The following is a 23,773-nucleotide window of genomic DNA, read 5'->3' as shown; positions in this document are numbered from 1 at the left end:
AGGGGCGCGACGTTCAGGCCGAGACCTTGGGCGCGTTGACGTCCTCGGGCAGCGCGGCCTTGGCGGTCTCGACGAGCGCGTTGAACGCGGCGACGTCGTTGACGGCCAGGTCGGCGAGGATCTTGCGGTCCACCTCGACACCGGCGAGCGCCAGGCCCTGGATGAAGCGGTTGTAGGTCATCCCCTGGGCGCGGGCCGCAGCGTTGATGCGCTGGATCCAGAGCTTGCGGAAGTTGCCCTTGTTCTTGCGCCGGTCGTTGTAGCTGTAGACCAGCGAGTGGGTGACCTGCTCCTTCGCCTTGCGGTAGAGGCGCGAACGCTGACCCCGGTAACCGCTGGCGCGCTCGAGGACTACCCGGCGCTTCTTCTGGGCGTTTACTGCCCGCTTGACGCGTGCCACTGTCTTACTCCTTCAAATCTTTTGGTGCGGTCGAGCGAGGGCCACGACCACCGAACTGGGTGCGAACGGGGTCAGAGACCCAGCATCTTCTTCGCGCGGCTGACGTCGCTCTTGGCGAGCTCGACCGTGCCGGTCATGCGACGGGTCACCTTGGAGGGCTTCTTCTCCAGGTTGTGGCGCTTGCCCGCCTTCTCGCGAAGGATCTTGCCCGAGCCGGTCACGCGGAAGCGCTTGCTGGCGCCCGAGTGCGTCTTGTTCTTCGGCATCTCTCGTTCTCTCTACTCGTCGTACAGGTGACGGCCGCGGCGGTGCGCGGCCAGACATTCGTGGGGGTCAGGCGTCGATCTCGGGGTCGAGGTTCTCCGAGCGGCCGCGTTCCTTCTTCTGCGCAACCGGCCCAGCGGCGTGGGCTGCGTCGCGCTCGGCGCGCTCGTCCGCCTCGAGGGCAGCACGCTCGGCCGCCTTCGACTCCTTGGCGGCCTGCATGTCGACCTTGGCGTCGGCCTTCTTCTTGTGCGGGCCGAGCACCATGATCATGTTGCGGCCGTCCTGCTTGGGCGACGACTCGACGAAGCCCAGCTCCGTGACGTCCTCGGCCAGGCGCTGCAGCAGCCGGAACCCGAGCTCGGGACGGTGCTGCTCGCGGCCGCGGAACATGATCGTGATCTTGACCTTGTCGCCGGCCTTGAGGAAGCGGACCACGTGACCCTTCTTGGTCTCGTAGTCGTGAGCGTCGATCTTCGGACGAAGCTTCATCTCCTTGATGATGACGTTCGTCTGGTTCCGACGCGCCTCACGGGCCTTCTGCGCGTTCTCGTACTTGAACTTGCCGTAGTCCATGAGCTTGCAGACCGGCGGGCGGGCCATGGGGGCGATCTCGACGAGGTCGAGGTCAGCCTCCTGGGCAAGGCGCAGGGCGTCGGCGGTGGGAACGATGCCGACGGTCTCGCCACTGGGGCCAACGAGGCGGACCTCGGAAACCCGGATCCGGTCGTTGATTCGAAGCTCGGTGCTGATGTGTCCTCCTGGTGGATAACGGGCCGGAGGCCGCCATCGACCGGGGACAGGCCCCAGAAATCAACAATGGCTTCCGCTTGCTCAAGCGGAAGCCAGTCGCGACACGTCACCCACGAGGGGTTCGTACCTGCGAAGAGCCACGGAGCGGCACGGACGAACCATGCCGAGGCCGAAGCCCTTCGGACCGGACCCGACGACCTGTGGTGCAGGGCGGTCGATGCGGGTGGGAGACGATGCTGCTGGCTCCGCTTGGTGTGATCGGCACGTCATGCATGCATGACGAACTGATCGGTCAACGCAGGATGCTAGCGGATCATTCCGGGGTGGTGCGAATCCACGCCGGCCGCTCCCCCACGCGCGCGAGGCGCCATCCCCGGGCCAGCCCCTCGAGGTCCTCGCCCTCGACGACGAACGTCGCGGGCCCGGCGACGTCCACGACCAGGGCGGCGGCGCCGTCCTGGAGCGCCGCCTGCGCCGCCGTCTGCGTCGTGACGGGGACCGGGCGGGCCTGGGGGTTCCACGCGAGGAGGGACTCCTGGCCGGTGAACGCGAGCAGCGCGAGCCGCCTGTCGGCACCCTGGAGCAGCACCGCCGCCATGTCGCTGCTCTTGTCGTGCGCGAGCCCGGCCTCGTCGATCTCGACCTCGCCGAGGACGGCCACGACCGGCACCAGCAACCGGGTCCGCTGGAGGGCGGCCAGCGCCTCGGCGTACGTCGTGGGGTCGGCGTCCCACGCGGCCAGCGCGGCCGTGACGTCGGGCGCGGCCTCGCCCGTGTCGCCGGCGAAGGTCGCGTCGGGGATCTGGCGGAGCGGCTCGGTCACGTGGCCATGCTCCCCGATGCCGCACGGGCAGCGTTACACCAGGTCGACGTGACACGGCGCACGTGTCCAAAGTCGAGTGTTTCACTTGATTTAAGTTGATTAAGTCCGTAGACATTGGCCCATGTCCACGACAACCCTGGCGGCTCCGCCCGCCCCACCTCGAGCCAGGAGCCGCGGCGTCCGGCGGCGTTCTCCCCTGGCGTTCCTCCGCAGATGGGTCTCGCCGATCGTCCTCGTTGCCCTGTGGCAGGTGCTCAGCAGCGCGGGTGTCATCCCCGAACGCACCATCGCCTCGCCCCAGCAGATCGCGGTCACCGCGGTCGGCCTCGTCCAGGACGGCACCCTCGGGACGGCCACGCTGGTGTCGATCCAGCGGGTGGCCATCGGCTTCGCGATCGGCGCGGCCGTGGGCCTCGTGCTCGCGGTGCTGGCCGGGCTCAGCGGCCTCGGCGAGAACACCATCGACCCGCCGATGCAGATGCTGCGCACGCTCCCGCACTTCGGCCTCATCCCGCTCTTCATCATCTGGATGGGGATCGGGGAGGCCCCGAAGCTCGCACTGATCGCGCTGGGCGTCTCGTTCCCGCTCTACCTCAACACTCTGGCCGGCATCCACAGCATCGACCGCAAGACCTCCGAGGCGGCGCAGGCCATGGGGCTGAGCTGGCCCCAGCGCATCCGCCACGTGGTGGTCCCGGGGGCGCTCCCCCAGACGCTGGTCGGCCTGCGCCAGAGCCTCGGCATCGCCTGGCTCTCGCTGATCGTGGCCGAGACCATCAGCGCCCACTCCGGACTGGGCTACATGATCAACCACGCCCGGGACTTCCTGCAGACCGACGTCATCGTCGTCGGCCTGGCCGTCTACAGCCTGCTCGGTCTCGCGACCGACGCGGTCGTCCGATTCATCGAAGGAAGGGCTCTCGCATGGCGCGCCTGAAGACCACCCGTCCCCCGCTGTCCGCCTCCGGCGAGTACGTCGCCGAGGTGCGCGGGCACAGCCGCTCGTTCGGCAGGACCCAGGTGCTGCGGTCGATCGACCTCGCGGTCCGGCCCGGCGAGTTCGTCGCCCTGCTCGGTCGCAGCGGGTGCGGCAAGTCCACGCTGCTGCGCAGCCTGGCCCGGCTCGACCAGGCGCCCGCCGACGAGGTCGCGATCAACGGCCGCACGTCGGTCGCCTTCCAGGAGCCCCGGCTGCTGCCATGGCGCCGGGTCCACGAGAACGTCGCGCTCGCGCTGCTCAACACGCCCGAGCGGCGCGAGCGCGACCAGCTCGCCGAGCAGACGCTGGCCGAGGTCGGCCTGTCGGAGAAGCTCGGCAGCTGGCCCCGCGAGCTGTCCGGCGGCCAGGCCCAGCGGGTCTCGCTGGCCCGGGCACTGGTCAGCAACCCGTCGCTGCTGCTGCTCGACGAGCCGTTCAGCGCGCTGGACGCGCTGACCCGGATCGAGATGCACCAGCTCGTCATCGAGCTGTGGCGGCGGCACTCCATGGCCGTCCTGCTGGTCACGCACGACGTCGACGAGGCGCTGGCGCTGGCCGACCGGCTCGTCGTCATGGACGAGGGGCGCCTGGCGCAGAGCTGGCAGATCACCCAGCCCCGCTCGGACCGGCCGCCGTCGCACCCCGAGATCGCAGGAGCACGTGCGGAGATCCTCCGCGCCCTCGGCGTGAAGCCCACCCCGCCCAACCCGAACCGCAACTCCCTCAACAACGCCCGGAACAACGCACTGGGCAACCGCAACCAAGGAGCAGCATGAGCACCCCCATCCCCCGCACCCGCCGCACCCTCCTCGCCGCCGCCGGAGCCCTCCTCGGGCTCTCGATGCTGACGGCCTGCGGCGGCGCCGCGACCGGCAACGAGGGCGCGGTCAAGTCGGACGGCTCGGTCGACCTGTCCAAGGTGACCCTGATCGTCGGTGACCAGAAGGGCGGCTCCAAGGCCCTCCTGCAGGCCGCCGGACAGCTCGACGACCTCCCCTACGAGGTCCAGTGGCAGGAGTTCACGTCCGGACCCCCGCTCCTCGAGGCACTCAACGCGGGATCGATCCACATCGGTGGCGTCGGCAACACGCCCCCGCTCTTCGCGGCCGCCGCCAAGGGCACCTTCCAGGCCGTGCAGGCAGCGACGTACGGCGGCACCGGTGACGCGATCGTGGTGCCGAAGGACTCCCCCATCAAGTCCGTGGCCGACCTCAAGGGCAAGACCGTCGGCGTGGCCGAGGGCAGCTCGGCCAACTACAACCTGCTCGCGCAGCTGGACAAGGCCGGGCTGAAGTACAGCGACGTGTCCGTCCAGAACCTGCAGCCCGCCGACGCCCTCGCGGCGTTCTCGTCCGGCCACCTGGACGCCTGGGCGATCTGGGAGCCCTTCACCTCCCAGGCCGAGAAGGAGGCCGGCGCCCGCGTCCTCACGACCGGCAAGGGCCTGGTCAACGGCTACGTCTTCCAGATCGCCTCCCAGGCCGCCCTCGACGACCCGGCCACGACCGCGGCCCTCAAGGACTACGTCGGTCGCATCGCCAAGGCCCAGGTCTGGTCCTCCACGCACAAGGAGGAGTGGGCCAAGGTCTGGTCGGAGGAGACCGGACTGAGCGAGGACATCACCCTGGCCGCCACGAAGAAGCGCGACGTCTCCCTGGTCCCGATCACCCAGGAGGTCATCGACTCCGAGCAGGGCATGGCCGACGCGTTCTCCGAGAACGGCCTGCTGCCCGGGAAGATCGACGTCTCGCCGTTCTTCTCCGACGCCTTCAACGACGACACGACGGGCAAGTGAGATGGCCCCGAGCAACAGCGTGAAGCTGCACTGGTTCCTCCCGACCTCGGGAGACAGCCGGTCGCTGGTCGGAGCCGGCCAGGGCGTGCCCGGCGAGGTGCGCAACCTGCGCGAGACCTTCGCCGGCGCGGACGGGTTCCGCGAGCCGAGCATCGACTACCTCGCGGACGTGGCCCGGACGGCGGAGAAGCTCGGCTTCGAGGGCGTGCTGACCCCGACCGGGACGTTCTGCGAGGACGCCTGGCTCACGACGGCCGCGCTCCTGCGCGAGACGACCCGGCTGAAGTTCCTCGTGGCCTTCCGGCCGGGGGTGATCAACCCCGTCCTCGCCGCGCAGATGGCCGCGAGCTACCAGCGGATCAGCAACGGTCGCCTGATGCTCAACGTCGTGACCGGCGGCGAGCCCCGGGAGCAGGCCCGCTTCGGCGACACCGACCCCAAGGACGTGCGGTACGCCCGCACCGAGGAGTTCCTGTCGGTCGTCCGCGGCACCTGGGCCGACGCGCCGTTCGACTTCGACGGCGAGTTCTTCCGGGCGGAGGGGGCGATGGTCAGCGGCGGCATCGCCGCACCGGACATCTACTTCGGTGGGTCGTCCGGGCCGGCCGGACCCGTCGCGGCCAGGCACGCCGACGTCTACCTGACGTGGGGCGAGCCGCCGGAGCTGGTCCGCGAGAAGATCGCGTGGATGCGCGACCTCGCAGCGGCCGAGGGACGTACCCTGCGCTTCGGGCTGCGGATCCACACGCTCTCCCGCGACACCAGCGAGGAGGCCTGGCGGCACGCGCAGTGGTTGCTCGACGGGCTCGACCCGGCGACGATCGCCAAGGCCCAGGCCGCGCTGCGCGCCAGCGAGTCCACCGGCCAGCAGCGGATGCTGGCGCTGCGGGGTGGCGAGACGTCGTACGCCGACGCGCGGGAGCTCGAGGTCTCGCCCGGGCTGTGGTCGGGCGTCGGGCTGGTCCGGGGCGGCGCGGGCACCGCACTCGTGGGCAGCCACGAGGAGGTCGCCGCCCGGCTCGAGGAGTACCACCGGCTCGGCATCGACGAGTTCATTCTCTCGGGCTACCCGCACGTGGAGGAGGCCTACTGGTTCGCCGAGGGCGTGATGCCGCACCTGCGCCGTCGGGGCCTGCTGGGCACCGCTCCGGCCGAGCAGAGGCTCGCCGCACTGGCCTGACACGTGTGTCCGCGCCCCCAGCGTGCAACGCTGGGGGCGTGGACGACGTCACCTGGGGAGCCCTCACGCTGACGCTCACGCTGCTCGGGGGGATCTGGACCTGGATCGCCTTCCGACGGCGGGGCATCGCCTCCGGCCTGCGCGCTGCCGGTTTCACCCTGCTGCCCGCGGCGGCCTGGCTCACCAACACCCTCGAGATGTTCACGAAGATCGGCTCGGCGATCTCGTTCTGGGCCCTCCACCTGGCCTTCGACCCCTCCGTGTGGATCGGCGTCGTGCTGGCCGGCATCGCCGCCACCCTGATCGTGGTGTCGGGCGCGATCCGCACCCGGCAGCTCGGCGGCAAGCCTGCTGCAGACAAGCACGGCGGCAAGAAGCTCCGCCGGAAGTCCGGCGAGCTCCCGCCGCCCTCGCAGCGCGGGGCGCCGGTGCTCGGTGACTCCGGGGACGACGGGATGGACGAGATCGAGGCCATCCTGCGCAAGCGCGGGATCTCGTGAGGCAGCACGACTTCGTGGACCGCAACCGGTTGTGGTCCCGGCTGAACGACGCCGTCGCTGCTCACCCCGAGGCGCTGCCCACACCACTGATGGTGGTCGACCTCGACGCGTTCGACGCGAACGCCGCCGACCTGGTCCGCCGCGCGGCCGGCACCCCCGTCCGGGTCGCGTCCAAGTCGCTGCGGGTCCCGGCGCTGATCGAGCGCGCACTCGCTCACGACGGGTTCCGCGGCGTGCTGGCCTACACGCTGCGCGAGGCCCTGTGGCTCCACGAGCAGGGCATCACCGACGACATCGTCGTGGCCTACCCCTCCGCCGACCGTGGCGCCCTGGCCCGGCTCGTCGAGTCGCCGTCGGCCGCCTCGCACATCACCCTGATGGTCGACGACGTCGCCCACCTCGACCTCGTCGACTCGGTGCGTGCCTCCCTCGCGGTGCCGGTCCGGGTGGCGATCGACGTCGACGCCGGGCTCCGCATGGGCGGCCAGCACGTCGGGCCCAAGCGCTCCCCGCTGTACGACGCCTCCGCGGTCGTCGCGCTCGCCCGGACGGTCTGCTCCCGCGGCGGGTTCCGGCTCGTCGGCGCGATGACCTACGAGGGCCAGGTGGCCGGGCTGCCCGACGACGTACCGGGACAGCGGGCGCGGTCGCTGGTCGTGCGCCGGATGAAGTCCCTGTCGTCCAGCCAGCTCGAGGTCCGCCGCCGGGAGATCGCCGAGGCGCTGGCCGAGGTCGTGGCGCTGGAGTTCTGGAACGCCGGCGGCTCCGGCTCGATCGAGGTCTCGGCCGCCGATCCGGTCGTCACCGAGGTCACCGCCGGCTCGGGGCTGCTGGTGCCCACGCTCTTCGACCACTACCAGTCCTTCGAGCCGCGCCCGGCGTCGTACTTCGCGTTGCCGGTCGTGCGCCGCCCCTCCGACCAGATCGCCACCGTGCACGGGGGCGGACTCGTCGCGTCCGGGCCGGCGGGCGACGACCGGTTGCCGGTGCCGTGGGCTCCGGCCGGGCTGCACCTGACCGGGCTGGAGGGTGCCGGCGAGGTGCAGACCCCCCTGACCGGGCACGCGGCCGGGCTCCTCTCCATCGGCGACCTCGTGTGGTTCCGGCACGCCAAGTCGGGCGAGCCCTTCGAGCACACGACGACGGCGCACCTCCTCGCGGGCGACGCGATCGTGGACTCGGTGCCGACCTATCGGGGACATGGCCTCGCCTTCTGACGCGGCCGTCTCCGTGCTGGAGCTCGCGCTGGCCCGGGACGCGACGCTGGGCGAAGGCCGCCTGGTCTGCCTGGACGGCCCCGCGGGGTCAGGCAAGACGACCCTCGCCGCCGCGGTGGCGGCCGCGCACGCCGGCACGCACGTGGTCCACATGGACGACCTGTACGACGGGTGGGACGGCCTCCCGCGGATCACCGACCAGCTCGAGCGGCTCCTGCGGCCGCTGGCGGCGGGACGGCCGGGGAGCTACCGCCGCTACGACTGGGGGGCCGGCGCCTACGCCGAGACGGTGACCGTCGAGCCCGTGCCGCTGCTCGTGCTGGAGGGGGTCGCGTCCGGGGCGCGGTCGCACGCCGACCTGACGACGGTGCTGGCGTGGGTGTCGGCGCCCGCCGACCTCCGGCTCGCCCGCGGCCTCGAGCGCGACGGCGTGGAGCTCACCGACCGGTGGCGGCAGTGGATGCTCGACGAGGCCGCCCTCTTCACGCGGGAGGAGACCGAGCGCCGGGCCGACCTGCGGGTCGACGGCACCGGGGTCACTCCCCCGCAGGCTCCCTGAGGGCGTACTCGACGAACGTGTGGTGCTGGCGGAACCCGGCCCGCTCATAGACCCCCAGCGCGCCGGCGGGGTTCTCCGCATCGACGTCGAGGCTGGCCGAGGTGTAGCCCTCGGCCGCAGCCGCATGCAGCACGCGACCGATCAGGTCCGAGGCGAGGCCACGCGTCCGGTGCGCCGCTGCGGTGCCGATGTAGGGCAGGTAGACCTCGCGGTGGTCGTCGCGGCCCGAGACGGGGACGGCGTACTCGTGAGCGAAGGCGTAGGACGCCACGGCGCCGTCGGCGTCGGTCAGCACGAACGACAGGTGGTGGCGCACGTGGCTCGCGGCGAGCATGAAGCCCTCCCAGTTGTCCCGGTCCGCCGAGGCCCCGTTGGGGTAGTCGCGGAAGACCTCGTTGTGGGCCTCGCGGAGCAGCTCGCTGTCCTCCGGGTCGAACTCGGCGAGGGTGAGCCCGTCGACCACCGGACCCGGCGGCGGCACGTCGTCGAGGTCGGCGACCATGAGGAAGCGGTAGCGCTCGGGGGCGAACCCCAGCGCGCGCACCAGCTCCTCGTGCTCGGCCCGCCCGGACGCGGCCCGGTTGACGAAGAGCACCGGCAGCCCCGGCTCGGTGTCGGCGTGCCAGGCGCGGGCCGCGTCGAGCACCCTCCCCAGCAGCACGCCGAGGACGGCGAAGGGGTGGGCAGGGTCGACGTCCCCGTCGACCAGGAAGCGTTGCGACTCCGGCTGCACGCTGGCCAGGAAGCCGGCCCACCCGACCAGCACGTCGTCGTCGAAGGCTCCGAGGAAGCGGGTGCCGGGCAGCTCGAGGACCTCGCGGAACTCCGTCGCCGACAGGCGCAGCGGCGTCGGGTGGTCCGCGTCGATGGCGGCGGAGAGCCGCCCGAACTCCTCCGCGTCGGCGTCACCGAGCTCCCGCACCGAGATGGCCATGCGGGAACGGTAGCCATGAATAGGGTGGCCCACATGCTTTCTCCCAGTGGTGACCAGTTCGAGATCCGTGGCGGGGGCTACCGCGCCGTCGTGACCGAGAGCGGCGCGGCCCTGCGCGTGCTGGAGCACGCGGGGCGACCGGTGGTCGACGGGTTCGGCGAGGACGAGATGTCGCCCGGGGGCCGGGGGCAGCTGCTGATGCCGTGGTGCAACCGGATCCGGGACGGCGCCTACTCGTTCGGCGGCCGCGACCTGCAGCTGCCGCTGACCGAGCCGAGCCGCCACAACGCCTCCCACGGGCTGGCCCGCTGGGTCGCCTGGACCCTCGAGGAGCACTCCCCCAACTCGGTCTCGCTGGTCTACCGGCTGATGGCCCAGACCGGCTACCCGTGGACGCTGGACCTGCACGTGCTCTACGACCTGTCCGCCGACGGGCTGACGGTCACCCAGACGGCGACCAACATGTCCGGGACGGCGGCGCCCTTCGCCTCCGGCGCGCATCCCTACCTGACCCTCGGCGTCCCGGTCGACGGGCTGGAGCTGACGCTCCCGGCCGCGACCCGGTCCGTGGTCGACGACCGGCTGCTGCCCGTCGGGAGCGAGCCGGTCGAGGGATCGACGTACGACTTCCGGGTGGCGCGGCCGCTCCGGGACACCGTGCTCAACCACGCCTTCACCGACCTCGACCGCGACGAGCACGGCATCGCCACGACGGTCCTGCGCGACCCCGCCACCAGTCACGGCGTGGCCCTGTGGGTCGACGCGAAACACCCCTGGCTGCAGGTCTTCAGCGCCGACGACGTCCCGGGCACCGCCCGCCGCTCGCTCGCCGTCGAGCCGATGACCGCCCAGGCCGACGCGTTCCGCAGCGGCGAGGACCTCGTGACCCTGGCACCCGCTGGCGAGCCCGGCGACGAGCACTCCGCCTCGTGGGGGATCCGGGCCCTGGACTAGCGCTGGACTACCCCTGGGTCAGGACGTCGAGGTCCCGCTCGGCGTACTGGCGGTGGCACCACTCCTCGTTGAGCACCACGAGGAGGCACTCGTGGACCGGGAAGCTCCGCGGCGGCGGCCAACCCGGCGCGTCGACCGGCTCGGTCATCGCGGCGAGCGACTCCTCGGTGGCGGCGTCCACCAGACGACGCACGGTGCCCATCCGGTCGTGGCGCAGTGCGAGCACCTCGTCGAGCGAGGGGCGTACGTCGCGGTCGCGCGGGACGCCCGGCGTGTCGGGCATCTGGTCCCACGGGAGGTCGAGCGGGTCCCAGGGTGCCGGGTCGCCGAGGACGCCGCGACGGATCCACGCGTCGGTGGCGAAGACCAGGTGACGGAGCGTCTCGATGAAGGACCACTCGCCGTCGACGGACTCGTGCAGAAGGGCCGGGTCCAGGCTGCGAGCCCGCTCGACGGTGCCGGCCCAGAGCCGCTCGACGAGGTCCCACGCCTCCCGGTAACCCTCCGGGTCGATGGGGCGCATCCGGACCCGGCCGGGATCGCGACGATCCAGCTCCGCCTCGACCAGCGGCGCCACGTCGACGCCGTTGATCACCACGTTGCGGACGTCGCCGTCGATCCGGACGTCCACCAGGTCGACGTCGCGCATGACGACGCCGCTCAGGTCGACGTGGCGGAACGTCGCACGGGAGAGGTCCACGTGGCGGAACTCGGCGCCGGTCAGGTCCACGTCCGTGAAGTCGGCCATGCCCGGGACCCTAGACCGGCGTCAGTGGCGCCGGTAGCCCGTGAGGAAGTGCCCGGTGAGGTTGAGCAGGAACGGCACGTAGAGCAGCACCACCACGACGAGCCCGAGGGCGACCCGCACCAGGTCGGGGACCGGCACGACCAGCAGCGCGATGATCGTCGGGAAGAGCACCCACCGTCGCCAGCGCCACTGGTGGATCCGGCGGGAGACGTCGAGCGGGGTGTTCGACTCGGGCACGCTCACCCCGAGTGGGCGGCGACGAGCCGCCGCAGGTCGCGGACGGCGGCCTTCGCCCGGCCGCCGTCGCTGCCCTGGATGGCCAGCGCGGAGGCTGTGGTGCCGTCGGACAGGTCCAGGGTCACCCAGGGGGCGCCGGGCGGCAGGTTGATCGAGACGACCTCGGCCCAGTCGTACTCGTAGCGGCGGTAGCCGTTGACCACGACCAGCTTCTCCTCGGTCGCGACCACTCGGGAGCGCACGAGGGCGTACCAGGCCGAGAAGGCGAGCAGCCCGAGGAAGACGAGGGTGCCGCGCTGGAACCAGGTGAACTTCGCGCGGGTGGCCTCGTCGAAGCCGAACCACGCGAACGCGCAGACCACCAGCAGCATCCCGCCGAAGAGGATGCCGGCCAGCCGGGCGCCGAAAGGCCGCCAGGTGCGGGGCAGTGCCGGGAGCGGCACGTCAGAGCCGGCAGGCATGGATGTCGGTGAGCAGGATCGCCCGGGCACCGAGGTCGTAGAGCTCGTCCATCAGCCGCTGCGCGCCGGCGCGCGGCACCATGGCCCGCACCGCGACCCAGCCCTCGCGGCCGAGCGGCGAGATGGTCGGCCCCTCCAGGCCCGGGGTGACGGCGACGGCGCGGTCGAGCTGGTCGCTCGCGATGTCGTAGTCCATCATCACGTAGCTGCGGGCGACCAGGACGCCTTCGAGGCGCCGCTGGAAGATCTCGAAGCCCGACGGGACGTCGCCGGTGCGGGTGATCAGCACCGCCTGGGACTCGAGGATCACCTCGCCGAAGGTCGCCAGGCCGGCGTGCCGCAGGGTGCTGCCGGTCTCGACGACGTCCGCGATCACGTCGGCCACGCCGAGCTGGATGCTGGTCTCGACGGCGCCGTCGAGGCGGGTGACGGTGGCCTCGATGCCGCGCTCCTGCAGGAAGGCCTCGACCACGCCGACGTACGACGTGGCGATGCGCAGGCCGGCGAGCTGGGCCAGGTCGGTGTAGCGACCGGCCGGGCCGGCGAAGTGGAAGCGGCTGCGGCCGAACCCCAGGTCGAGGACCTCCTCGGCCTTGGCGCCGGAGTCGCGCAGCAGGTCGCGCCCGGTGATGCCGACGTCGAGGGTGCCCTCGCCGACGTACAGCGCGATGTCGCGCGGGCGCAGGTAGAAGAACTCGACGCCGTTCTCGGCATCGATGAGCGTGAGCTCCTTGGAGTCGTTGCGCTGGCGGTAGCCGGACTCGCGCAGGATCTCGGACGCGGACTGCGACAGCGACCCCTTGTTGGGGACCGCGACGCGGAGCAGGCGTTCGGTGGAGGTCATGGCTGGTTCCTCAGAGGTGGAGGTAGACGTCGTCGAGGGAGATGCCGCTGGCGATCATCAGGCACTGGGCGTGGTAGAGCAGCTGGCTGATCTCCTCGGCCGCCCGCTCCTTGCCCTCGTGCTCGGCGGCCATCCAGGACTCGGCGGCCTCCTCGACCAGCTTCTTGCCGATCGCATGGACGCCGGCGTCGAGCTGTCGAACGGTGCCGGATCCCTCGGGTCGGGTCAGGGCCTTCTCGTTGAGCTCGGCCCAGAGTCCCTCGAACGTCTTCACGGGCCACCAGCCTAGGCGGTGCGGCACCCGCCGGCGGTCCGGGGACCGCCGGGCGGGACTGCGGGTGTGAGTCAGGCCTCGTAGCCGCGCTTGATCGTCTTGAGGGTCTGGGCGGTCGCCAGGGCGGCCGAGGTGGCCTCGTAGCCCTTGTCCTCGCGGGAGCCCTCGAGGCCGGCGCGGTCCAGGGCCTGCTCGTCGTTGTCGCACGTGAGCACGCCGAAGCCGACGGCCGTCGTGTGGTCGATCGCGACCCGGGTGAGCCCGTCGGTCGCGGCGTTGCACACGTAGTCGAAGTGGGGCGTGCCGCCCCGGATGACCACGCCGAGCGCGACGACGGCGTCGTACCCCTGGCCGGCCAGGGCCGAGGCGACCACGGGCAGCTCGAAGGTGCCGGGCACCCGGACGATCGTCGGTGCGTCGACGCGGTAGTCCTTGCAGGCGCGCAGCGCGCCGTCGATCAGGCCGTCCATGACCTGGGTGTGCCAGCTCGCGGCGACGACCGCGACCCGCAGGTCGTGGCAGTCGAGGGGCTTGGTGTCGGGGGCTCCGGCGCCGCTCATGCGTCCGCTCCGTTCTCGTGGGCGACCAGGTCGGGCAGGTGGTGCCCCATCCGGTCGCGCTTGGTCAGCAGGTAGGCGAGGTTGTGGTCGTTGGGGTGCGGGGTGAGGGGCACCCGCTCGGCCACCTTGATCCCGAAGTCCTCGAGGTTGTGGACCTTGTCGGGGTTGTTGGTCAGCAGCCGCACGCTCTCGATGCCCAGGTCGCGCAGGACCTGGGTGGCGGTGCCGTAGTGGCGGGCGTCGGCGGGCAGGCCGAGGTCGAGGTTGGCGTCCACGGTGTCGCGGCCACCGTCCTGGAGGGCGTAGGCCTGGAGCTTGGCGATGAGCCCGATCCCCCGACCCTCGTGGCCGCGCAGGTAGATGACGACGCCGCGGCCCGCCTCGACGACCCGCTCCAGGGCCTCGTCGAGCTGGGGGCCGCAGTCGCAGCGATGGCTGCCGAACACGTCACCGGTCAGGCATTCCGAATGCACGCGGGTCAGGACCGGCTCCGGGCCCGAGACGTCGCCGTAGACCAGGGCGATGTGCTCGGAGGCGTCGACGGTGATCCGGTAGCCGAAGGCGGTGAACTCGCCGTGGCGGGTCGGCAGGCGGGTTTCGGCGACCCGCTCGACCAGCACCTCGTGTCGACGGCGGTAGCGGACCAGGTCCTCGATCGAGATCATCGCGAGCCCGTGCTCGTCGGCGAACGCACGGAGCTCGGGGCCTCGCTTCATCGTGCCGTCGTCGTTGACGACCTCGACCAGCACGCCCGCCGGGGTCAGACCCGCCAGCATGGCCAGGTCGACGGCCGCCTCGGTGTGGCCGCGACGGACGAGCACGCCGCCCTCGCGGTAGCGCAGCGGGAAGACGTGACCCGGACGGGTGATCTCCCACGGCTCGGTGGCCGAGTCGGCCAGGACGCGCGCCGTGTGGGCCCGGTCGGCGGCGCTGATGCCGGTGGACACGCCGTCCCGGGCGTCCACCGAGATGGTGTACGCCGTGCGCAGCTTGTCCTTGTTGTGCGGGGTCATCAGCGGGATCTCGAGCCGGTCCAGCATGGCCGCGGGCATCGGCACGCAGATCACGCCGCTGGAGTGGCGGATCGTGAACGCCATCAGCTCCGGCGTCGCCTTGCTGGCCGCGAAGATGATGTCGCCCTCGTTCTCGCGGTCCTCGTCGTCGACGACCACGACGGCCTTGCCGGCGGCGATGTCCGCGATCGCCTGCTCGACGCTGTCCAGGCGGACCTTGGTGTGCTCGCCGGTGGTGGGGTCGTGCTGCTCGCTCATGCGTGCGCTCCTTCGAGGGTGGCGGCCGTGGGGGCCGTCGTGCGGGTCGCTCGCCACCAGGTGGCGAAGCCGGCGAGGCAGAACACGCCGTAGAAGAGGTACATGCCGGCCGTCGGGTAGTAGCCGGCCCGGACCAGCGTGGTCACGCCGACGACGTCGACGGCGATCCACACCAGCCAGAACTCCACCCAGCCGCGGGCCATGCCGTAGGTCGCCAACAGCGACCCGGCGAGGATCCACGCCTCGGTGGTGGGACCCCAGGAGCCGATCCGGACGAGCAGCTCGTAGGCCAGGACGTAGCCGGCTCCGGCGAGCGCCACGAGGGCGAGGCGCTCGCGGGCCGAGGCCCAGCGCGGCGTGACGGCGCCGCCGTCGGCGGACTCGTCGCGGTTGCGGCTCCAGCGCCACCAGCCGTAGAGGCTGGCGACCGCGAACATGATCTGGCGGCCGGCCTGGCCCCAGAGCGGTTCGCCGCCGGTCTGGCCGCTCAGCTCGCCGCCCACGAACACCGTGAACAGCAAGGCGTTGCCGACCAGGCCGACCGGCCAGGCCCAGACGCGTCGTCGCATGCCGAGCAGCGCGCTGGCGAGGCCGAAGAGGTTGCCGACGACCTCGCGCACGTAGAGCGCGCCGTCGCCGACCGGGATGGTGCCGTGCAGCAGCCAGTCGAGCATCAGGCGTCCCCGTCCTTCTGGTGCTGCGTCTCGCGCCAGGCCAGCAGCTTCTCGACGTGCTTGGCGAGGATGTCGGCCTCGAGGTTGACCCGCTCCCCCGGGCCCCGGGTGCCGAGCGTGGTGCGGGCCAGGGTCTCGGGGATCAGGCTGACGGTGAAGCTGTCGTTCCGGGCCTCCACGACGGTCAGGCTGACCCCGTCGACGGTGATGGAGCCCTTGTCCACGAGGTAGCGGCCGAGTCCGTCGGGCAGGGCGATCTCGACGACCTCCCAGTGCTCGCTCGGGGTCCGGCCCACGATGGTGCCGACGCCGTCGACGTGGCCCTGGACGATGTGGCCGCCGAGCCGCTTGTCCGCGGTCACGGCCCGCTCGAGGTTGACCCGGTCGCCCGCGGCCACGCCGTACAGGCTGGTCTTGTCGAGGGTCTCCTGCATCACGTCGGCGGTCCAGGTGTCGCCGGTGCGCTCGGCCACGGTCAGGCAGCAGCCGTTGACGGCGATCGAGTCGCCGAGCCCGGCGTCCTCCAGGACGGTGGTGGCGCGGATGGTGAGGCGGATCGCGTCGCCCTGGTCCTCGATCGACTCGACGGTGCCGAGCTCCTCGACGATTCCGGTGAACATCAGGCTCCCTTGCTGGTGGTGGGCGTCATGGTGAGACGCACGTTGGGTGGCTCGCCGGGCGCGTCCAGGACGGTCACGTCGGTGACCGTGGGACGCAACGCGTCGGCGATGGTGGTGATTCCGAGATCGGCGACGGCGGCCCGCCCGGCGCCGAGCAGCATCGGCGAGACGTAGGCGACGATCTCGTCGACCAGGCCGGCCGCGAGGAACGCCGCGGCCAGCGTCGGGCCGCCCTCGAGGAAGACGTGCTGCCGGCCGCGGGCGAACAGCTCCGCCAGCGCCGCGTGCGGGTCGCGGGTGCGCAGGTGCACCGACTCGGCACCCAGGGACAGCGCCGGGTCGAAGATCCGCCGGCCCGGGTCGAGGTCGCGCTCCCCCATGACCGCGCGCAGGGGCTGGTGCGGGAACGGCTCGTCGTCGATGTCGCGGACCGTCAGGGCCGGGTCGTCGACCTCGACGGTGTTGGTGCCGACCAGCATCACGTCGCACTCGGCGCGGAGCCGGTGGGTGTCGCGCCGGGCGGCCGCGCCGGAGACCCAGCGGCTGGTGCCGTCGGCGGCGGCGCTGCGGCCGTCGAGCGTCGTGGCGAACTTCCAGGTGACGAACGGCCGGCCGTGCTCGACGGCAAAGGTCCAGGCCCGGTTGACGGCCCGCGCCTCGTCGTGGAGCAGCCCGCCGACCACCTCGACGCCCGCGGCGCGGAGGGTCTCGGTGCCGCCGGTCGCAAGGGGGTTGGGGTCGGGCTGGGCGAACACCACACGGCGTACGCCGGCGTCCACCAGCGCCTGGGCGCACGGACCGGTGCGGCCGGTGTGGTTGCACGGCTCGAGGGTGACCACCGCGGTCGTGCCGCGGGCCTGGTCGCCGGCCCGGGCGAGCGCGTCGGCCTCGGCGTGGGCGGTGCCGGCGCCGCGGTGGTGGCCCTCGGCCACGATGGCGCCGTCGTCGTCGAGCAGGACGCAGCCGACGCGCGGGTTGGGGCCGAGCGGGACGCCGGGCATGGTCGCGAGGGCGAGCGCGGTCGACATCGCACGCCGCTCGGCGTCGGTGAACGTGGTGTCTGCCATGGCCGCCCTTCCTGTCCGCTCGCGGACTCCGGGGCGACGGCGGGGAGGCTGACCGCGTGCTCGTGGACGAACAGGCGGCGGTCCCCACCTGCGTGCGCTTCCCATCCGGACTTTCACCGTCGGTCCAGGAATCCCACCTGGTCAACCGGTCACTGGCTGTGACCGGGTCGCGGACTTCTGCCCGAATTCCTTCGGACAGTCACCGCCGGCTCGGAATTACACCGACCCCAGAGCACGCGAGTATGTGAACTCGTCGGGTCCAGTTTGCCACAGCGGTGGGGGCGGGCCGCGGTGAGCCCGCCCACTGGATGCGCCAGGTCTCGCCGACAGGTGGGTCGGAGACAACCATTCCGGCACGGATCGCGTCGCAGGTTCATGAGACACGTCGCGGTGCTGGTCCTGCTCCTCGTCGTCGGCTGCTCCCCCGAGAGCGCCGGGCCGGCGCCCGTCGGCCCGGCGTCGACCCGGACCGCCACGGTCGCCCCGCCCGGCCCGTCCGACGTCGTCCACGACTCGGGCGCCCAGCTCCTCGACGTCCGTGTCTCGGGTCGCGCCGGAGGGCGGACCGTCACGTCGGCGTGGCTGCTCGGGCGGCGACGGGCGATCGCGTCGTCGGACGACGGATTCGCGACGACGACGTACGTGCGCTGGTCCACCCGGACGGTGCGTCGCTACCTGGCCCGCCCCCAGGACGCCCGCAGTGCCGTGGGTGACCGCTTCGGGATGCCCGGCCTGCTGGCCCGGGCGGTGCCGTACGTCGCCAGCGCCGGCCGGCCCCGGGTCGCGGAGCTCGGGGGTGGTGACGGCGCCACGCTGTTCCCCTTCGAGGCGGTGTCCCGGTCGGACGGCCACGGCTGGCGGAGCGTGGAGGTCCCCCCGGTCGACGGGGAGCGCGGCTACGTGTCCGGCGGCGTGGTGCTGCCCGACGGCCGGCTCCTGGTCCTCCTCGACCACTGGAGCGGGGACCGGGGCGGGCACCCCTCGCCGGTGTGGCACGGGCTCTGGGCGAGCCGTGACGAGGACTGGTCGTCGTACGCTCCCGTCCGGCCCCGCGTGCCCGGCCAGGTGCCGGTCGCCGAGGGATCGACCTGGACCGGTCTGTCGGGAGCCCCGGGGCGCGACGGCGTCGCCTGGCTGACGTCGTGGGACGACCGGGTCTACGTCAGCCGGGACGGGGTGCGCTGGCGCGAGATCAGGGTGCGGTGACTCAGCGCCTGCGGCCGAACGGCAGCAGCGCGATCCCCTGGCGGTCCAGGCCCGACGGGTTGGCGTCCTCCCCCTCGAGCCGGGCGAAGCCCTCGTCGACGTAGAGCCGGTCCCCCGCCTCGATGGCGACCGCCTCGAGGAAGGCGAGCTGGTCATCGCCGAAGCGCAGCTCGACGCCGCAGGCCAGGGCGATGTCCCAGGCGTGCAGGGTCAGGTCGAGGGTGTCGAACGTGGCGCCGCGGGCGAGATCCGGCTCGTCCGGGATCGCGAGGGCGTACGCCGCCATCGCGTCGTCCGCGTCCGCCCGCTCGGGACCGAGCGCCTGCACGTGGTTGTCGTACACGTGGGTGACGACGTCGGAGACGGTCCAGCCCGGGCACGACGGGACCGGACGCTCGAGGTCATCGGGGCGCAGCTCCGACAGGACCTGCCGGAACAGGTCGGCGGCGCGCACGTAGGTGGCCTGCATGCCCGGCACGCGATCAGCCCCGGACGGCGGACTCGGCCGCCTGGCGCAGGCTGGCGACCATGGCGTCCGGGTCGGCCGCCGAGTAGACGGCGGACCCGGCGACGAACACGTCGGCGCCGGCCTCGGCGCAGCGCTCGATGGTCTCCAGCGAGACACCGCCGTCGACCTGCAGCCAGGTCTCGACGCCGTGCTTGTCCATGAGCTGGCGGGCGCGGCGGATCTTGGGCAGGCACAGGTCGAGGAACTTCTGGCCGCCGAAACCGGGCTCGACCGTCATCAGGAGCAGCATGTCGAGCTCGGGGAGGAGGTCCTCGTAGGGCTCGATCGGGGTGGCCGGCTTGAGCGCCATGCTGGCCCGGGCACCGGCCTTGCGGATCTCGCGGGCCAGACGCACCGGCGCCTTGGCCGCCTCGACGTGGAAGGTCACCGACGAGCAGCCCGCCTCGACGTAGGTCACCGCGTTGCGGTCGGGGTCCTCGATCATCAGGTGCGCGTCGAGCGGCGTGTCGGTGCTGCGCGCCAGCGCCTCCACCATGGTCGGGCCGAAGGTGAGGTTGGGCACGAAGTGGTTGTCCATCACGTCCACGTGCACCCAGTCGGCGCTCCCGATCCGGGCAACCTCCGCCCCGAGGTCGGCGAAGTCGGCGTTCAGGATGGACGGCGTGATCTGGATTCCCACGTCAAGGAATCCTAGTGAGCCACCTCGGTGTGCCAGAATTCGCCCGGTCATGAGCCTGCGCCCCGCCCGCGGGACGCCATGGTGGATCGCCCTCACGTGGGCGCCCGCCCTGATCGTCCCCCGCCTCCCGTTCCGCCTCGTCCTGACGGCCGCGGCCGCTGCGACGACCTCGTTCTTCCGCGACCCGGAGCGCCGTCCGGCCGGTCCCGGCCTGGTGGCCGCCGCCGACGGCAAGATCCGCGAGGTGGTGCAGCGCGAGGACGGCCGCTGGTTCGTCTCCACCTACCTCGCCCTCTACAACGTCCACGTCTCGCGGATGCCCTGCGACGCCACCGTCCTCGAGCAGGACCACATCGAGGGCGACCACCGCCTCGCCTTCGCCGACGACGCCCACACCAACGAGCGCATGGAGTGGCTGCTCGACACGGCGTACGGCGAGCTGGAGATGACGCAGTTCTCCGGTGCCGCCGCGCGCCGGATCATCCCGTACGTCGGCCCCGGCGCCGTGCTGCGCCGCGGCGACCGGATCGGCCTGATCCGCTTCGGCTCCCGCGTCGACCTGCTGCTGCCGGTCGGCCTCGTCCCGACCGTCCGTGAGGGCCAGCGCGTGCGCGGCGCCCAGGACGTCGTCGCCGTTGCCGAGACCGCGGAGCCCACCCGATGAGGTTCTGGGGCACCACGCGGCCCGGACCCGCCGACGTGATGACGCTGGGCAACGCCACGTGCGGCGCCTCGGCGATCCTCGTGGTGATGGCCTACGCCAGCCGCCCGGTGCACGAGCTCACCCACACCGGCGTCCGCGTCGTGGTGCTGCTGCTGCTCGTCGGCACCATCTTCGACTCCCTCGACGGGCGCTTCGCCCGCGGCGGACGGGGCACCCGGCTCGGCCCGATGCTCGACTCCCTGGCCGACGCGATCTCCTTCGGCCTCGCCCCGGCTGCCCTGCTCGCCCAGGTGGCCATGCGCGGCGCCTCGCCGGTCGAGCAGCTGGTGACCTTCGCGGGGTTCATCGTCTACGTCAGCGGCGCGCTGCTGCGGCTGGCGGACTTCTCCTCGATCCGCGCCGGCGACCCGCAGTTCACGGGGCTGCCGTCCCCCATGGGCGCGGTGATGCTGCTCTCTCTGGCGCTGCTGACGACCAACACCCTGGTCATCGCGGTCGGGATGGCCGTGGTCGGCGCCATGATGGTCAGCCGGCTCGTCTACCCGCTCCAGCGGGGCCCGGTCGTCGCCCTGGCTGGCATGGGCTGGGTGCTCGGCATCGCCGGGACGCTCGGGGTCTACGACGTGCGCATCTTCGCGGCCTTCGTGCTGCTGGTCGTGGGCGTCGTGCTGCCTGCGCTGCCGAAGCTGGCGCCGCGCTTCCGCCCCGCCATCTGAAAAGGTTGAATCGGGACTTCTGACCGCTTCAATCGGGACTTCTCGTCGAGCAGCAACGACGTGGTGGTGACAAGTCCCGACTCGAGTGGCAGAAAGTCCCGATTCAAGCCTCTGGGTCGGCCGGGGTCTCCTTGCCGTCGCGCTCGTCGCGGTCGGCCCACGCGAGCAGGGGCGCGATGTCGAAGACGTGGTCGTCGATGTCGGCGTGCAGGTCGCCGAGGCGCTCGAAGCGCTCCGGCACCGTGAAGATCGTGAAGTCGCGGGGGTCGACGTCGTCGACCTCGTCCCACCGGATCGGGGTGCTCACGCGGGCGTCGGGCAGGCCGCGGACGGAGTACGCCGCGGCGATGGTGTGGTCCCGGGCGTTCTGGTTGTAGTCGACGAAGAGGTGGTGGGGGTCGCGGTCCTTGCGCCACCAGGTCGTGGTGACGTCCTCGGGGGCCCGGCGCTCGACCTCGCGGGCGAAGGCGAGCGCCGCGCGGCGTACGTCCTTGAAGCCGTGGTCGGGCGCGATCCGGACGTAGACGTGCAGCCCGGACCCGCCGCTGGTCTTGGGGAAGCCAGTGGCCCCGAGCTCGTCGAGGACCTCGTGTGCAACGTGGGTGACCCGCTGGACGGTGGCGAAGTCGCACAGCGGTCCGGGGTCGAGGTCGATGCGCCACTCGTCGGGCTTCTCGGTGTCCTCGCGGCGGCTGTTCCACGGGTGGAACTCCACCGTCGACATCTGGACGGCCCAGATCACGCTGCCGAGCTCGGTCACGCAGAGCTCGTCGGCGGTGCGGTTCCACCGGGGGAAGTGCAGCTGCACGGTCTCGACCCAGTCCGGCGCACCGGCCGGGAGGCGCTTCTGGTGGACCTTGTCGCCCGCGAGGCCCTTCGGGAAGCGGTGCAGCATGCACGGGCGTTCGAAGAGCGCGTTGACGATGCCCGGACCGACGGCGAGGTAGTACTGGACCAGGTCGAGCTTGGTGGCGCCGCTCGGGTTCGCATCTGTGGGAGGGAAGTAGACCCGGTCGGGGTTGCTCACGCGCACCACGCGGTTGTCGACCTCGATCTCGACAGCGGGCGGCTTCGAGGCGGGCATGCGCCCACCGTAGTGGGCCGGTCAGGCCTCCGCGCGGCGCAGCGCAGCCACGAACATCGCGTCGGTGCCGTGCCGGTGCGGCCAGAGCTGGACGGTCCCCGGGATCGGCCCCGCGCAGTTGGGCACGCCGGGCAGCAGCAGGCTCGCGTCCTCGAGCCGGACCTCGGGGTGGGCACTGAGCACCGACGTCACGACCCCCTCGGTCTCGGCGAGCACCGGCGAGCAGGTCGCGTAGACCACGACGCCGCCGGGCCGGACGAGGTCGAGCGCCGAGGTGAGCAGCTGTCGCTGGAGCAGCACCAGCTGGAGCATGTCGTCGGGCTTGCGCCGCCAGCGGGCCTCGGGACGGCGACGCAGCGCGCCGAGGCCGGTGCACGGCGCGTCCACGAGGACCCGGTCGAACGTGCCGGGGCGCCACGGCGGCCGGGTGCCGTCGGCGGCCACGATGCCGATCACGCCGTCGGCGCCCTCCAGGTTGCGCTGGACGAGACGCGCTCGGTGCGGCTGCCGCTCCCCCGCCACCAGCCCCGCGCCACGACGTGCGGCCAGGGCTGCCAGCAGGGCGGACTTGCCGCCGGGCCCGGCGCAGAGGTCCAGCCAGAGTTCGTCGCGGCCGGTCAGCGGCGCGGCCGCCAGGGCCATGGCCACGAGCTGCGAGCCCTCGTCCTGCACGCCCGCCCGCCCCTCGGCGACGGCCGGGATCGAGCCCGGGTCGCCGGCGGCCAGCACGACGCCGTACGGCGAGAGCGTGGTCGGCGTGCCGGGCAGCTCGTCGCGCGTGGCGCGGCCGGGACGCGCGACCAGGGTGACCTTGGGAGCCTCGTTGTCGGCGGCGAGCAGGTCGTGCAGCTCGTGCCAGCCGACGGCGTTGCGCAGCTCCTCCACGACCCACTGGGGGTGGCTGTAGGCGATGCTGGCGAACCGCACGGGGGCGACCCGCGGGTCGGGGGCGACGCGACCGATCCACTCGGCGAGCTCCTGCTCGGAGACCCTGCGCAGGACCGCGTTGGTGAAGCCGCCCGCGCCGGAGCTGACCTTGGCGCGGACCAGGTCGACGGTGGTGCTGATCGCGGCGTGGCTCGGGACCCGCATGGCCAGGAGCTGGTGGGTGCCCAGGCGCAGCGCGTCGAGGACCTTGGCCTCGATCTTGCTCAGCGGACGGTCCGCGCAGGCGGCGAGGATGGCGTCATAGGTGCCCCGGCGCCGGATCGTGCCCGACGCCAGCTCGGTGACGAAGGCGGCGTCGCGTCCGCTCAGGCCGTGGTGGCGGAGGACGGCCGGCAGGACGAGGTTGGTGTAGGCCTGGTCCACGCGCACGGTCTTGAGCACGTCGAAGGCGGCCAGGCGTGCGGGGTCGACCCGGGAGCGGGTCGCCTGGCCCCCGCTGGACCGCTGACCCCGTGCGCGGGGATCAGACATCCCCGAAGAACTTCCTGGCCAGCGGCTTGGGCGCCATGGTGGCCCACGCCTCGGTGATGACCTCCGCCAGCTCGTCGCGGTCGATCTCGCCGAGACGGGACTGCTGCACGAGCACGGCGTTGAAGCTCCTGAAGTGGTCGATGGTGAAGAAGGGCAGCCGCTCGTCCTCGACGAGGGCGCGCTTGTCGGCCTCCGTGGGCACCCGGATGACGACGAGGTCGTCGTACATCTCACCGGTCTCCGGGTCGACGGCCGTGTGGTGGGGGGCCCGGAAGAGCAGGAAGCCCTTGCCGCGGACCTTGTACGTCGGCCGGTCGCCCCAGGAGGTGCCGAGCTCGACCTCGGGCAGGCCCGTGCAGATCGTGTCGATGTCCTCGGCCCTGGCCCGGCGGGTCATGACCATGACGGTATCGGCCGGGTGA

At 72.2% G+C, this 23,773-nt stretch carries 31 protein-coding genes and 1 riboswitch; of the genes, 11 read left to right on the top strand and 20 right to left on the bottom strand.

The features are described 5' to 3' along the window. Positions 1–13 precede the first annotated feature (13 nt). From rplT to EJF31_RS04400, 4 genes are all read right to left on the bottom strand, one after another. Entirely contained in the window at positions 14–400 is a 387-nt protein-coding gene (gene rplT, locus EJF31_RS04415) for a 50S ribosomal protein L20 (protein ID WP_125035843.1), read from the bottom strand. Positions 401–471: 71 nt separating this feature from the next. Further along, complete coding sequence (rpmI, locus tag EJF31_RS04410) at positions 472–666, bottom strand: 50S ribosomal protein L35 (protein ID WP_125035842.1); 195 nt, start codon at positions 664–666, stop codon at positions 472–474. 67 nt (positions 667–733) lie between these two features. Continuing rightward, positions 734–1,387, bottom strand: a complete 654-nt coding sequence (infC, locus tag EJF31_RS04405) for a translation initiation factor IF-3 (RefSeq protein ID WP_373994688.1) — start codon at positions 1,385–1,387, stop codon at positions 734–736. 343 nt (positions 1,388–1,730) lie between these two features. Continuing rightward, complete coding sequence (locus EJF31_RS04400; protein ID WP_260430604.1) at positions 1,731–2,240, bottom strand: SseB family protein; 510 nt, start codon at positions 2,238–2,240, stop codon at positions 1,731–1,733. 121 nt (positions 2,241–2,361) lie between these two features. Here EJF31_RS04400 and EJF31_RS04395 point away from each other — a divergent pair, with 121 nt between their 5' ends. From EJF31_RS04395 to EJF31_RS04365, 7 genes are read left to right on the top strand one after another with little or no spacing between them, the layout of a single operon-like run. Next, positions 2,362–3,177, top strand: a complete 816-nt coding sequence (locus EJF31_RS04395; RefSeq protein WP_125035839.1) for an ABC transporter permease — start codon at positions 2,362–2,364, stop codon at positions 3,175–3,177. Beyond that, positions 3,165–3,995, top strand: coding sequence for an ABC transporter ATP-binding protein (locus tag EJF31_RS04390; RefSeq protein ID WP_125035838.1), 831 nt, complete (start codon positions 3,165–3,167; stop codon positions 3,993–3,995). The genes EJF31_RS04395 and EJF31_RS04390 overlap by 13 nt, the downstream gene beginning before the upstream one ends. Beyond that, positions 3,992–5,014, top strand: a complete 1,023-nt coding sequence (locus tag EJF31_RS04385) for an ABC transporter substrate-binding protein (protein ID WP_125035837.1) — start codon at positions 3,992–3,994, stop codon at positions 5,012–5,014. The genes EJF31_RS04390 and EJF31_RS04385 overlap by 4 nt, the downstream gene beginning before the upstream one ends. Before the next feature lies 1 nt (position 5,015). Continuing rightward, entirely contained in the window at positions 5,016–6,194 is a 1,179-nt protein-coding gene (locus EJF31_RS04380) for an LLM class flavin-dependent oxidoreductase (RefSeq protein WP_125035836.1), read from the top strand. A 38-nt stretch (positions 6,195–6,232) separates the two neighbouring features. Then, a complete protein-coding gene (locus tag EJF31_RS04375) occupies positions 6,233–6,694 on the top strand; it encodes a hypothetical protein (protein WP_125035835.1) in 462 nt (153 codons plus the stop codon). Beyond that, the gene (locus EJF31_RS04370) at positions 6,691–7,911 is read left to right on the top strand and encodes an amino acid deaminase/aldolase (protein WP_260430603.1); all 1,221 of its coding nucleotides are present in this window, start codon (positions 6,691–6,693) and stop codon (positions 7,909–7,911) included. Before EJF31_RS04375 ends, EJF31_RS04370 begins: the two co-directional genes overlap by 4 nt. Next, a complete protein-coding gene (locus EJF31_RS04365; protein WP_125035834.1) occupies positions 7,895–8,470 on the top strand; it encodes a uridine kinase in 576 nt (191 codons plus the stop codon). The genes EJF31_RS04370 and EJF31_RS04365 overlap by 17 nt, the downstream gene beginning before the upstream one ends. On the opposite strand, the gene EJF31_RS04360 is transcribed toward EJF31_RS04365, so the two are convergent. After that, positions 8,448–9,404, bottom strand: coding sequence for a GNAT family N-acetyltransferase (locus EJF31_RS04360; protein WP_125035833.1), 957 nt, complete (start codon positions 9,402–9,404; stop codon positions 8,448–8,450). The two genes, EJF31_RS04365 and EJF31_RS04360, sit on opposite strands and share 23 nt — an antisense overlap. 33 nt (positions 9,405–9,437) lie before the next feature. Between EJF31_RS04360 and EJF31_RS04355 the strand changes: the two genes are divergently transcribed. Then, complete coding sequence (locus EJF31_RS04355; protein WP_125035832.1) at positions 9,438–10,358, top strand: aldose 1-epimerase family protein; 921 nt, start codon at positions 9,438–9,440, stop codon at positions 10,356–10,358. Between the two features lie 7 nt (positions 10,359–10,365). Here EJF31_RS04355 and EJF31_RS04350 read toward each other — a convergent pair whose 3' ends face one another. The 10 genes from EJF31_RS04350 to ribD form a co-directional block, all read right to left on the bottom strand. Further along, positions 10,366–11,106: a DinB family protein gene (locus tag EJF31_RS04350; protein WP_125035831.1), complete on the bottom strand. Its 741-nt coding sequence runs from the start codon at positions 11,104–11,106 to the stop codon at positions 10,366–10,368. Positions 11,107–11,127: 21 nt separating this feature from the next. Beyond that, positions 11,128–11,343: a hypothetical protein gene (locus tag EJF31_RS04345; RefSeq protein ID WP_125035830.1), complete on the bottom strand. Its 216-nt coding sequence runs from the start codon at positions 11,341–11,343 to the stop codon at positions 11,128–11,130. Between the two features lie 2 nt (positions 11,344–11,345). After that, positions 11,346–11,804 carry a PH domain-containing protein gene (locus tag EJF31_RS04340; protein WP_125035829.1) on the bottom strand — a complete coding sequence of 153 codons (459 nt, stop codon included), beginning with the start codon at positions 11,802–11,804 and terminating at the stop codon, positions 11,346–11,348. Further along, positions 11,788–12,648, bottom strand: coding sequence for an ATP phosphoribosyltransferase (gene hisG / locus EJF31_RS04335; protein WP_125035828.1), 861 nt, complete (start codon positions 12,646–12,648; stop codon positions 11,788–11,790). Before hisG ends, EJF31_RS04340 begins: the two co-directional genes overlap by 17 nt. 10 nt (positions 12,649–12,658) lie before the next feature. After that, a complete protein-coding gene (locus EJF31_RS04330) occupies positions 12,659–12,922 on the bottom strand; it encodes a phosphoribosyl-ATP diphosphatase (protein ID WP_125035827.1) in 264 nt (87 codons plus the stop codon). A gap of 71 nt (positions 12,923–12,993) precedes the next feature. Further along, positions 12,994–13,482 carry a 6,7-dimethyl-8-ribityllumazine synthase gene (gene ribH, locus EJF31_RS04325; protein ID WP_125035826.1) on the bottom strand — a complete coding sequence of 163 codons (489 nt, stop codon included), beginning with the start codon at positions 13,480–13,482 and terminating at the stop codon, positions 12,994–12,996. Continuing rightward, positions 13,479–14,753 (bottom strand): bifunctional 3,4-dihydroxy-2-butanone-4-phosphate synthase/GTP cyclohydrolase II, encoded by a 1,275-nt coding sequence (locus EJF31_RS04320; protein WP_125035825.1) that lies wholly within the window; start codon positions 14,751–14,753, stop codon positions 13,479–13,481. The genes ribH and EJF31_RS04320 overlap by 4 nt, the downstream gene beginning before the upstream one ends. Continuing rightward, positions 14,750–15,427 (bottom strand): nicotinamide riboside transporter PnuC, encoded by a 678-nt coding sequence (gene pnuC, locus EJF31_RS04315; RefSeq protein WP_125035824.1) that lies wholly within the window; start codon positions 15,425–15,427, stop codon positions 14,750–14,752. Before pnuC ends, EJF31_RS04320 begins: the two co-directional genes overlap by 4 nt. Then, positions 15,427–16,047 carry a riboflavin synthase gene (locus EJF31_RS04310; RefSeq protein WP_125035823.1) on the bottom strand — a complete coding sequence of 207 codons (621 nt, stop codon included), beginning with the start codon at positions 16,045–16,047 and terminating at the stop codon, positions 15,427–15,429. Before EJF31_RS04310 ends, pnuC begins: the two co-directional genes overlap by 1 nt. Then, on the bottom strand, positions 16,047–17,114 hold the full coding sequence (gene ribD, locus EJF31_RS04305; RefSeq protein WP_260430602.1) for a bifunctional diaminohydroxyphosphoribosylaminopyrimidine deaminase/5-amino-6-(5-phosphoribosylamino)uracil reductase RibD: 1,068 nt from the start codon (positions 17,112–17,114) through the stop codon (positions 16,047–16,049). The genes EJF31_RS04310 and ribD overlap by 1 nt, the downstream gene beginning before the upstream one ends. Before the next feature lie 88 nt (positions 17,115–17,202). Beyond that, a riboswitch (FMN riboswitch) is annotated at positions 17,203–17,354 on the bottom strand. A gap of 135 nt (positions 17,355–17,489) precedes the next feature. On the opposite strand from ribD, the gene EJF31_RS04300 reads away from it, so the two are divergent. Continuing rightward, entirely contained in the window at positions 17,490–18,320 is an 831-nt protein-coding gene (locus EJF31_RS04300) for a hypothetical protein (protein WP_125035822.1), read from the top strand. A gap of 1 nt (position 18,321) precedes the next feature. Here the strand turns inward: EJF31_RS04300 and EJF31_RS04295 are convergent, their stop codons facing one another. Then, the gene (locus EJF31_RS04295; RefSeq protein WP_125035821.1) at positions 18,322–18,789 is read right to left on the bottom strand and encodes a maleylpyruvate isomerase N-terminal domain-containing protein; all 468 of its coding nucleotides are present in this window, start codon (positions 18,787–18,789) and stop codon (positions 18,322–18,324) included. Positions 18,790–18,802: 13 nt separating this feature from the next. Beyond that, the gene (gene rpe, locus EJF31_RS04290) at positions 18,803–19,468 is read right to left on the bottom strand and encodes a ribulose-phosphate 3-epimerase (protein WP_125035820.1); all 666 of its coding nucleotides are present in this window, start codon (positions 19,466–19,468) and stop codon (positions 18,803–18,805) included. Positions 19,469–19,517: 49 nt separating this feature from the next. On the opposite strand from rpe, the gene EJF31_RS04285 reads away from it, so the two are divergent. Together EJF31_RS04285 and EJF31_RS04280 are read left to right on the top strand one after the other, a co-directional pair. Next, on the top strand, positions 19,518–20,132 hold the full coding sequence (locus EJF31_RS04285) for a phosphatidylserine decarboxylase (protein ID WP_185736132.1): 615 nt from the start codon (positions 19,518–19,520) through the stop codon (positions 20,130–20,132). Then, positions 20,129–20,848 carry a phosphatidylcholine/phosphatidylserine synthase gene (locus EJF31_RS04280; protein WP_125035818.1) on the top strand — a complete coding sequence of 240 codons (720 nt, stop codon included), beginning with the start codon at positions 20,129–20,131 and terminating at the stop codon, positions 20,846–20,848. Before EJF31_RS04285 ends, EJF31_RS04280 begins: the two co-directional genes overlap by 4 nt. Before the next feature lie 103 nt (positions 20,849–20,951). Here the strand turns inward: EJF31_RS04280 and ligD are convergent, their stop codons facing one another. Genes ligD through EJF31_RS04265 form a run of 3 tightly spaced genes read right to left on the bottom strand, consistent with a single transcriptional unit; the run spans position 20,952 to position 23,748 of the window. Then, a complete protein-coding gene (ligD, locus tag EJF31_RS04275; protein WP_125035817.1) occupies positions 20,952–21,932 on the bottom strand; it encodes a non-homologous end-joining DNA ligase in 981 nt (326 codons plus the stop codon). 21 nt (positions 21,933–21,953) lie between these two features. Next, positions 21,954–23,351 (bottom strand): RsmB/NOP family class I SAM-dependent RNA methyltransferase, encoded by a 1,398-nt coding sequence (locus tag EJF31_RS04270; protein ID WP_125035816.1) that lies wholly within the window; start codon positions 23,349–23,351, stop codon positions 21,954–21,956. Further along, positions 23,344–23,748, bottom strand: coding sequence for an MmcQ/YjbR family DNA-binding protein (locus tag EJF31_RS04265; protein WP_182537921.1), 405 nt, complete (start codon positions 23,746–23,748; stop codon positions 23,344–23,346). Before EJF31_RS04265 ends, EJF31_RS04270 begins: the two co-directional genes overlap by 8 nt. Between the last annotated feature and the right edge of the window lie 25 nt (positions 23,749–23,773).

Origin of the sequence: Nocardioides sp. LS1 (genome assembly GCF_003865225.1) — a bacterium.
In the GTDB taxonomy this organism is placed as follows: domain Bacteria; phylum Actinomycetota; class Actinomycetes; order Propionibacteriales; family Nocardioidaceae; genus Nocardioides; species Nocardioides ginsengisegetis.
This window is presented reverse-complemented; position numbering and strand designations above follow the sequence as displayed.

Excerpts from the sequence above, each read along its gene's own strand:
- rpmI (WP_125035842.1), bottom strand. The coding sequence starts at position 666 with ATGCCGAAGAACAAGACGCACTCGGGCGCCAGCAAGCGCTTCCGCGTG.
- EJF31_RS04395 (WP_125035839.1), top strand. The coding sequence starts at position 2,362 with ATGTCCACGACAACCCTGGCGGCTCCGCCCGCCCCACCTCGAGCCAGG.
- EJF31_RS04390 (WP_125035838.1), top strand. The coding sequence starts at position 3,165 with ATGGCGCGCCTGAAGACCACCCGTCCCCCGCTGTCCGCCTCCGGCGAG.
- EJF31_RS04385 (WP_125035837.1), top strand. The coding sequence starts at position 3,992 with ATGAGCACCCCCATCCCCCGCACCCGCCGCACCCTCCTCGCCGCCGCC.
- EJF31_RS04380 (WP_125035836.1), top strand. The coding sequence starts at position 5,016 with ATGGCCCCGAGCAACAGCGTGAAGCTGCACTGGTTCCTCCCGACCTCG.
- EJF31_RS04365 (WP_125035834.1), top strand. The coding sequence starts at position 7,895 with ATGGCCTCGCCTTCTGACGCGGCCGTCTCCGTGCTGGAGCTCGCGCTG.
- EJF31_RS04360 (WP_125035833.1), bottom strand. The coding sequence starts at position 9,404 with ATGGCCATCTCGGTGCGGGAGCTCGGTGACGCCGACGCGGAGGAGTTC.
- EJF31_RS04355 (WP_125035832.1), top strand. The coding sequence starts at position 9,438 with ATGCTTTCTCCCAGTGGTGACCAGTTCGAGATCCGTGGCGGGGGCTAC.
- EJF31_RS04350 (WP_125035831.1), bottom strand. The coding sequence starts at position 11,106 with ATGGCCGACTTCACGGACGTGGACCTGACCGGCGCCGAGTTCCGCCAC.
- EJF31_RS04340 (WP_125035829.1), bottom strand. The coding sequence starts at position 11,804 with ATGCCTGCCGGCTCTGACGTGCCGCTCCCGGCACTGCCCCGCACCTGG.
- hisG (WP_125035828.1), bottom strand. The coding sequence starts at position 12,648 with ATGACCTCCACCGAACGCCTGCTCCGCGTCGCGGTCCCCAACAAGGGG.
- ribH (WP_125035826.1), bottom strand. The coding sequence starts at position 13,482 with ATGAGCGGCGCCGGAGCCCCCGACACCAAGCCCCTCGACTGCCACGAC.
- EJF31_RS04320 (WP_125035825.1), bottom strand. The coding sequence starts at position 14,753 with ATGAGCGAGCAGCACGACCCCACCACCGGCGAGCACACCAAGGTCCGC.
- pnuC (WP_125035824.1), bottom strand. The coding sequence starts at position 15,427 with ATGCTCGACTGGCTGCTGCACGGCACCATCCCGGTCGGCGACGGCGCG.
- EJF31_RS04310 (WP_125035823.1), bottom strand. The coding sequence starts at position 16,047 with ATGTTCACCGGAATCGTCGAGGAGCTCGGCACCGTCGAGTCGATCGAG.
- ribD (WP_260430602.1), bottom strand. The coding sequence starts at position 17,114 with ATGGCAGACACCACGTTCACCGACGCCGAGCGGCGTGCGATGTCGACC.
- EJF31_RS04300 (WP_125035822.1), top strand. The coding sequence starts at position 17,490 with ATGAGACACGTCGCGGTGCTGGTCCTGCTCCTCGTCGTCGGCTGCTCC.
- EJF31_RS04295 (WP_125035821.1), bottom strand. The coding sequence starts at position 18,789 with ATGCAGGCCACCTACGTGCGCGCCGCCGACCTGTTCCGGCAGGTCCTG.
- EJF31_RS04285 (WP_185736132.1), top strand. The coding sequence starts at position 19,518 with ATGAGCCTGCGCCCCGCCCGCGGGACGCCATGGTGGATCGCCCTCACG.
- EJF31_RS04280 (WP_125035818.1), top strand. The coding sequence starts at position 20,129 with ATGAGGTTCTGGGGCACCACGCGGCCCGGACCCGCCGACGTGATGACG.
- ligD (WP_125035817.1), bottom strand. The coding sequence starts at position 21,932 with ATGCCCGCCTCGAAGCCGCCCGCTGTCGAGATCGAGGTCGACAACCGC.
- EJF31_RS04270 (WP_125035816.1), bottom strand. The coding sequence starts at position 23,351 with ATGTCTGATCCCCGCGCACGGGGTCAGCGGTCCAGCGGGGGCCAGGCG.
- EJF31_RS04265 (WP_182537921.1), bottom strand. The coding sequence starts at position 23,748 with ATGACCCGCCGGGCCAGGGCCGAGGACATCGACACGATCTGCACGGGC.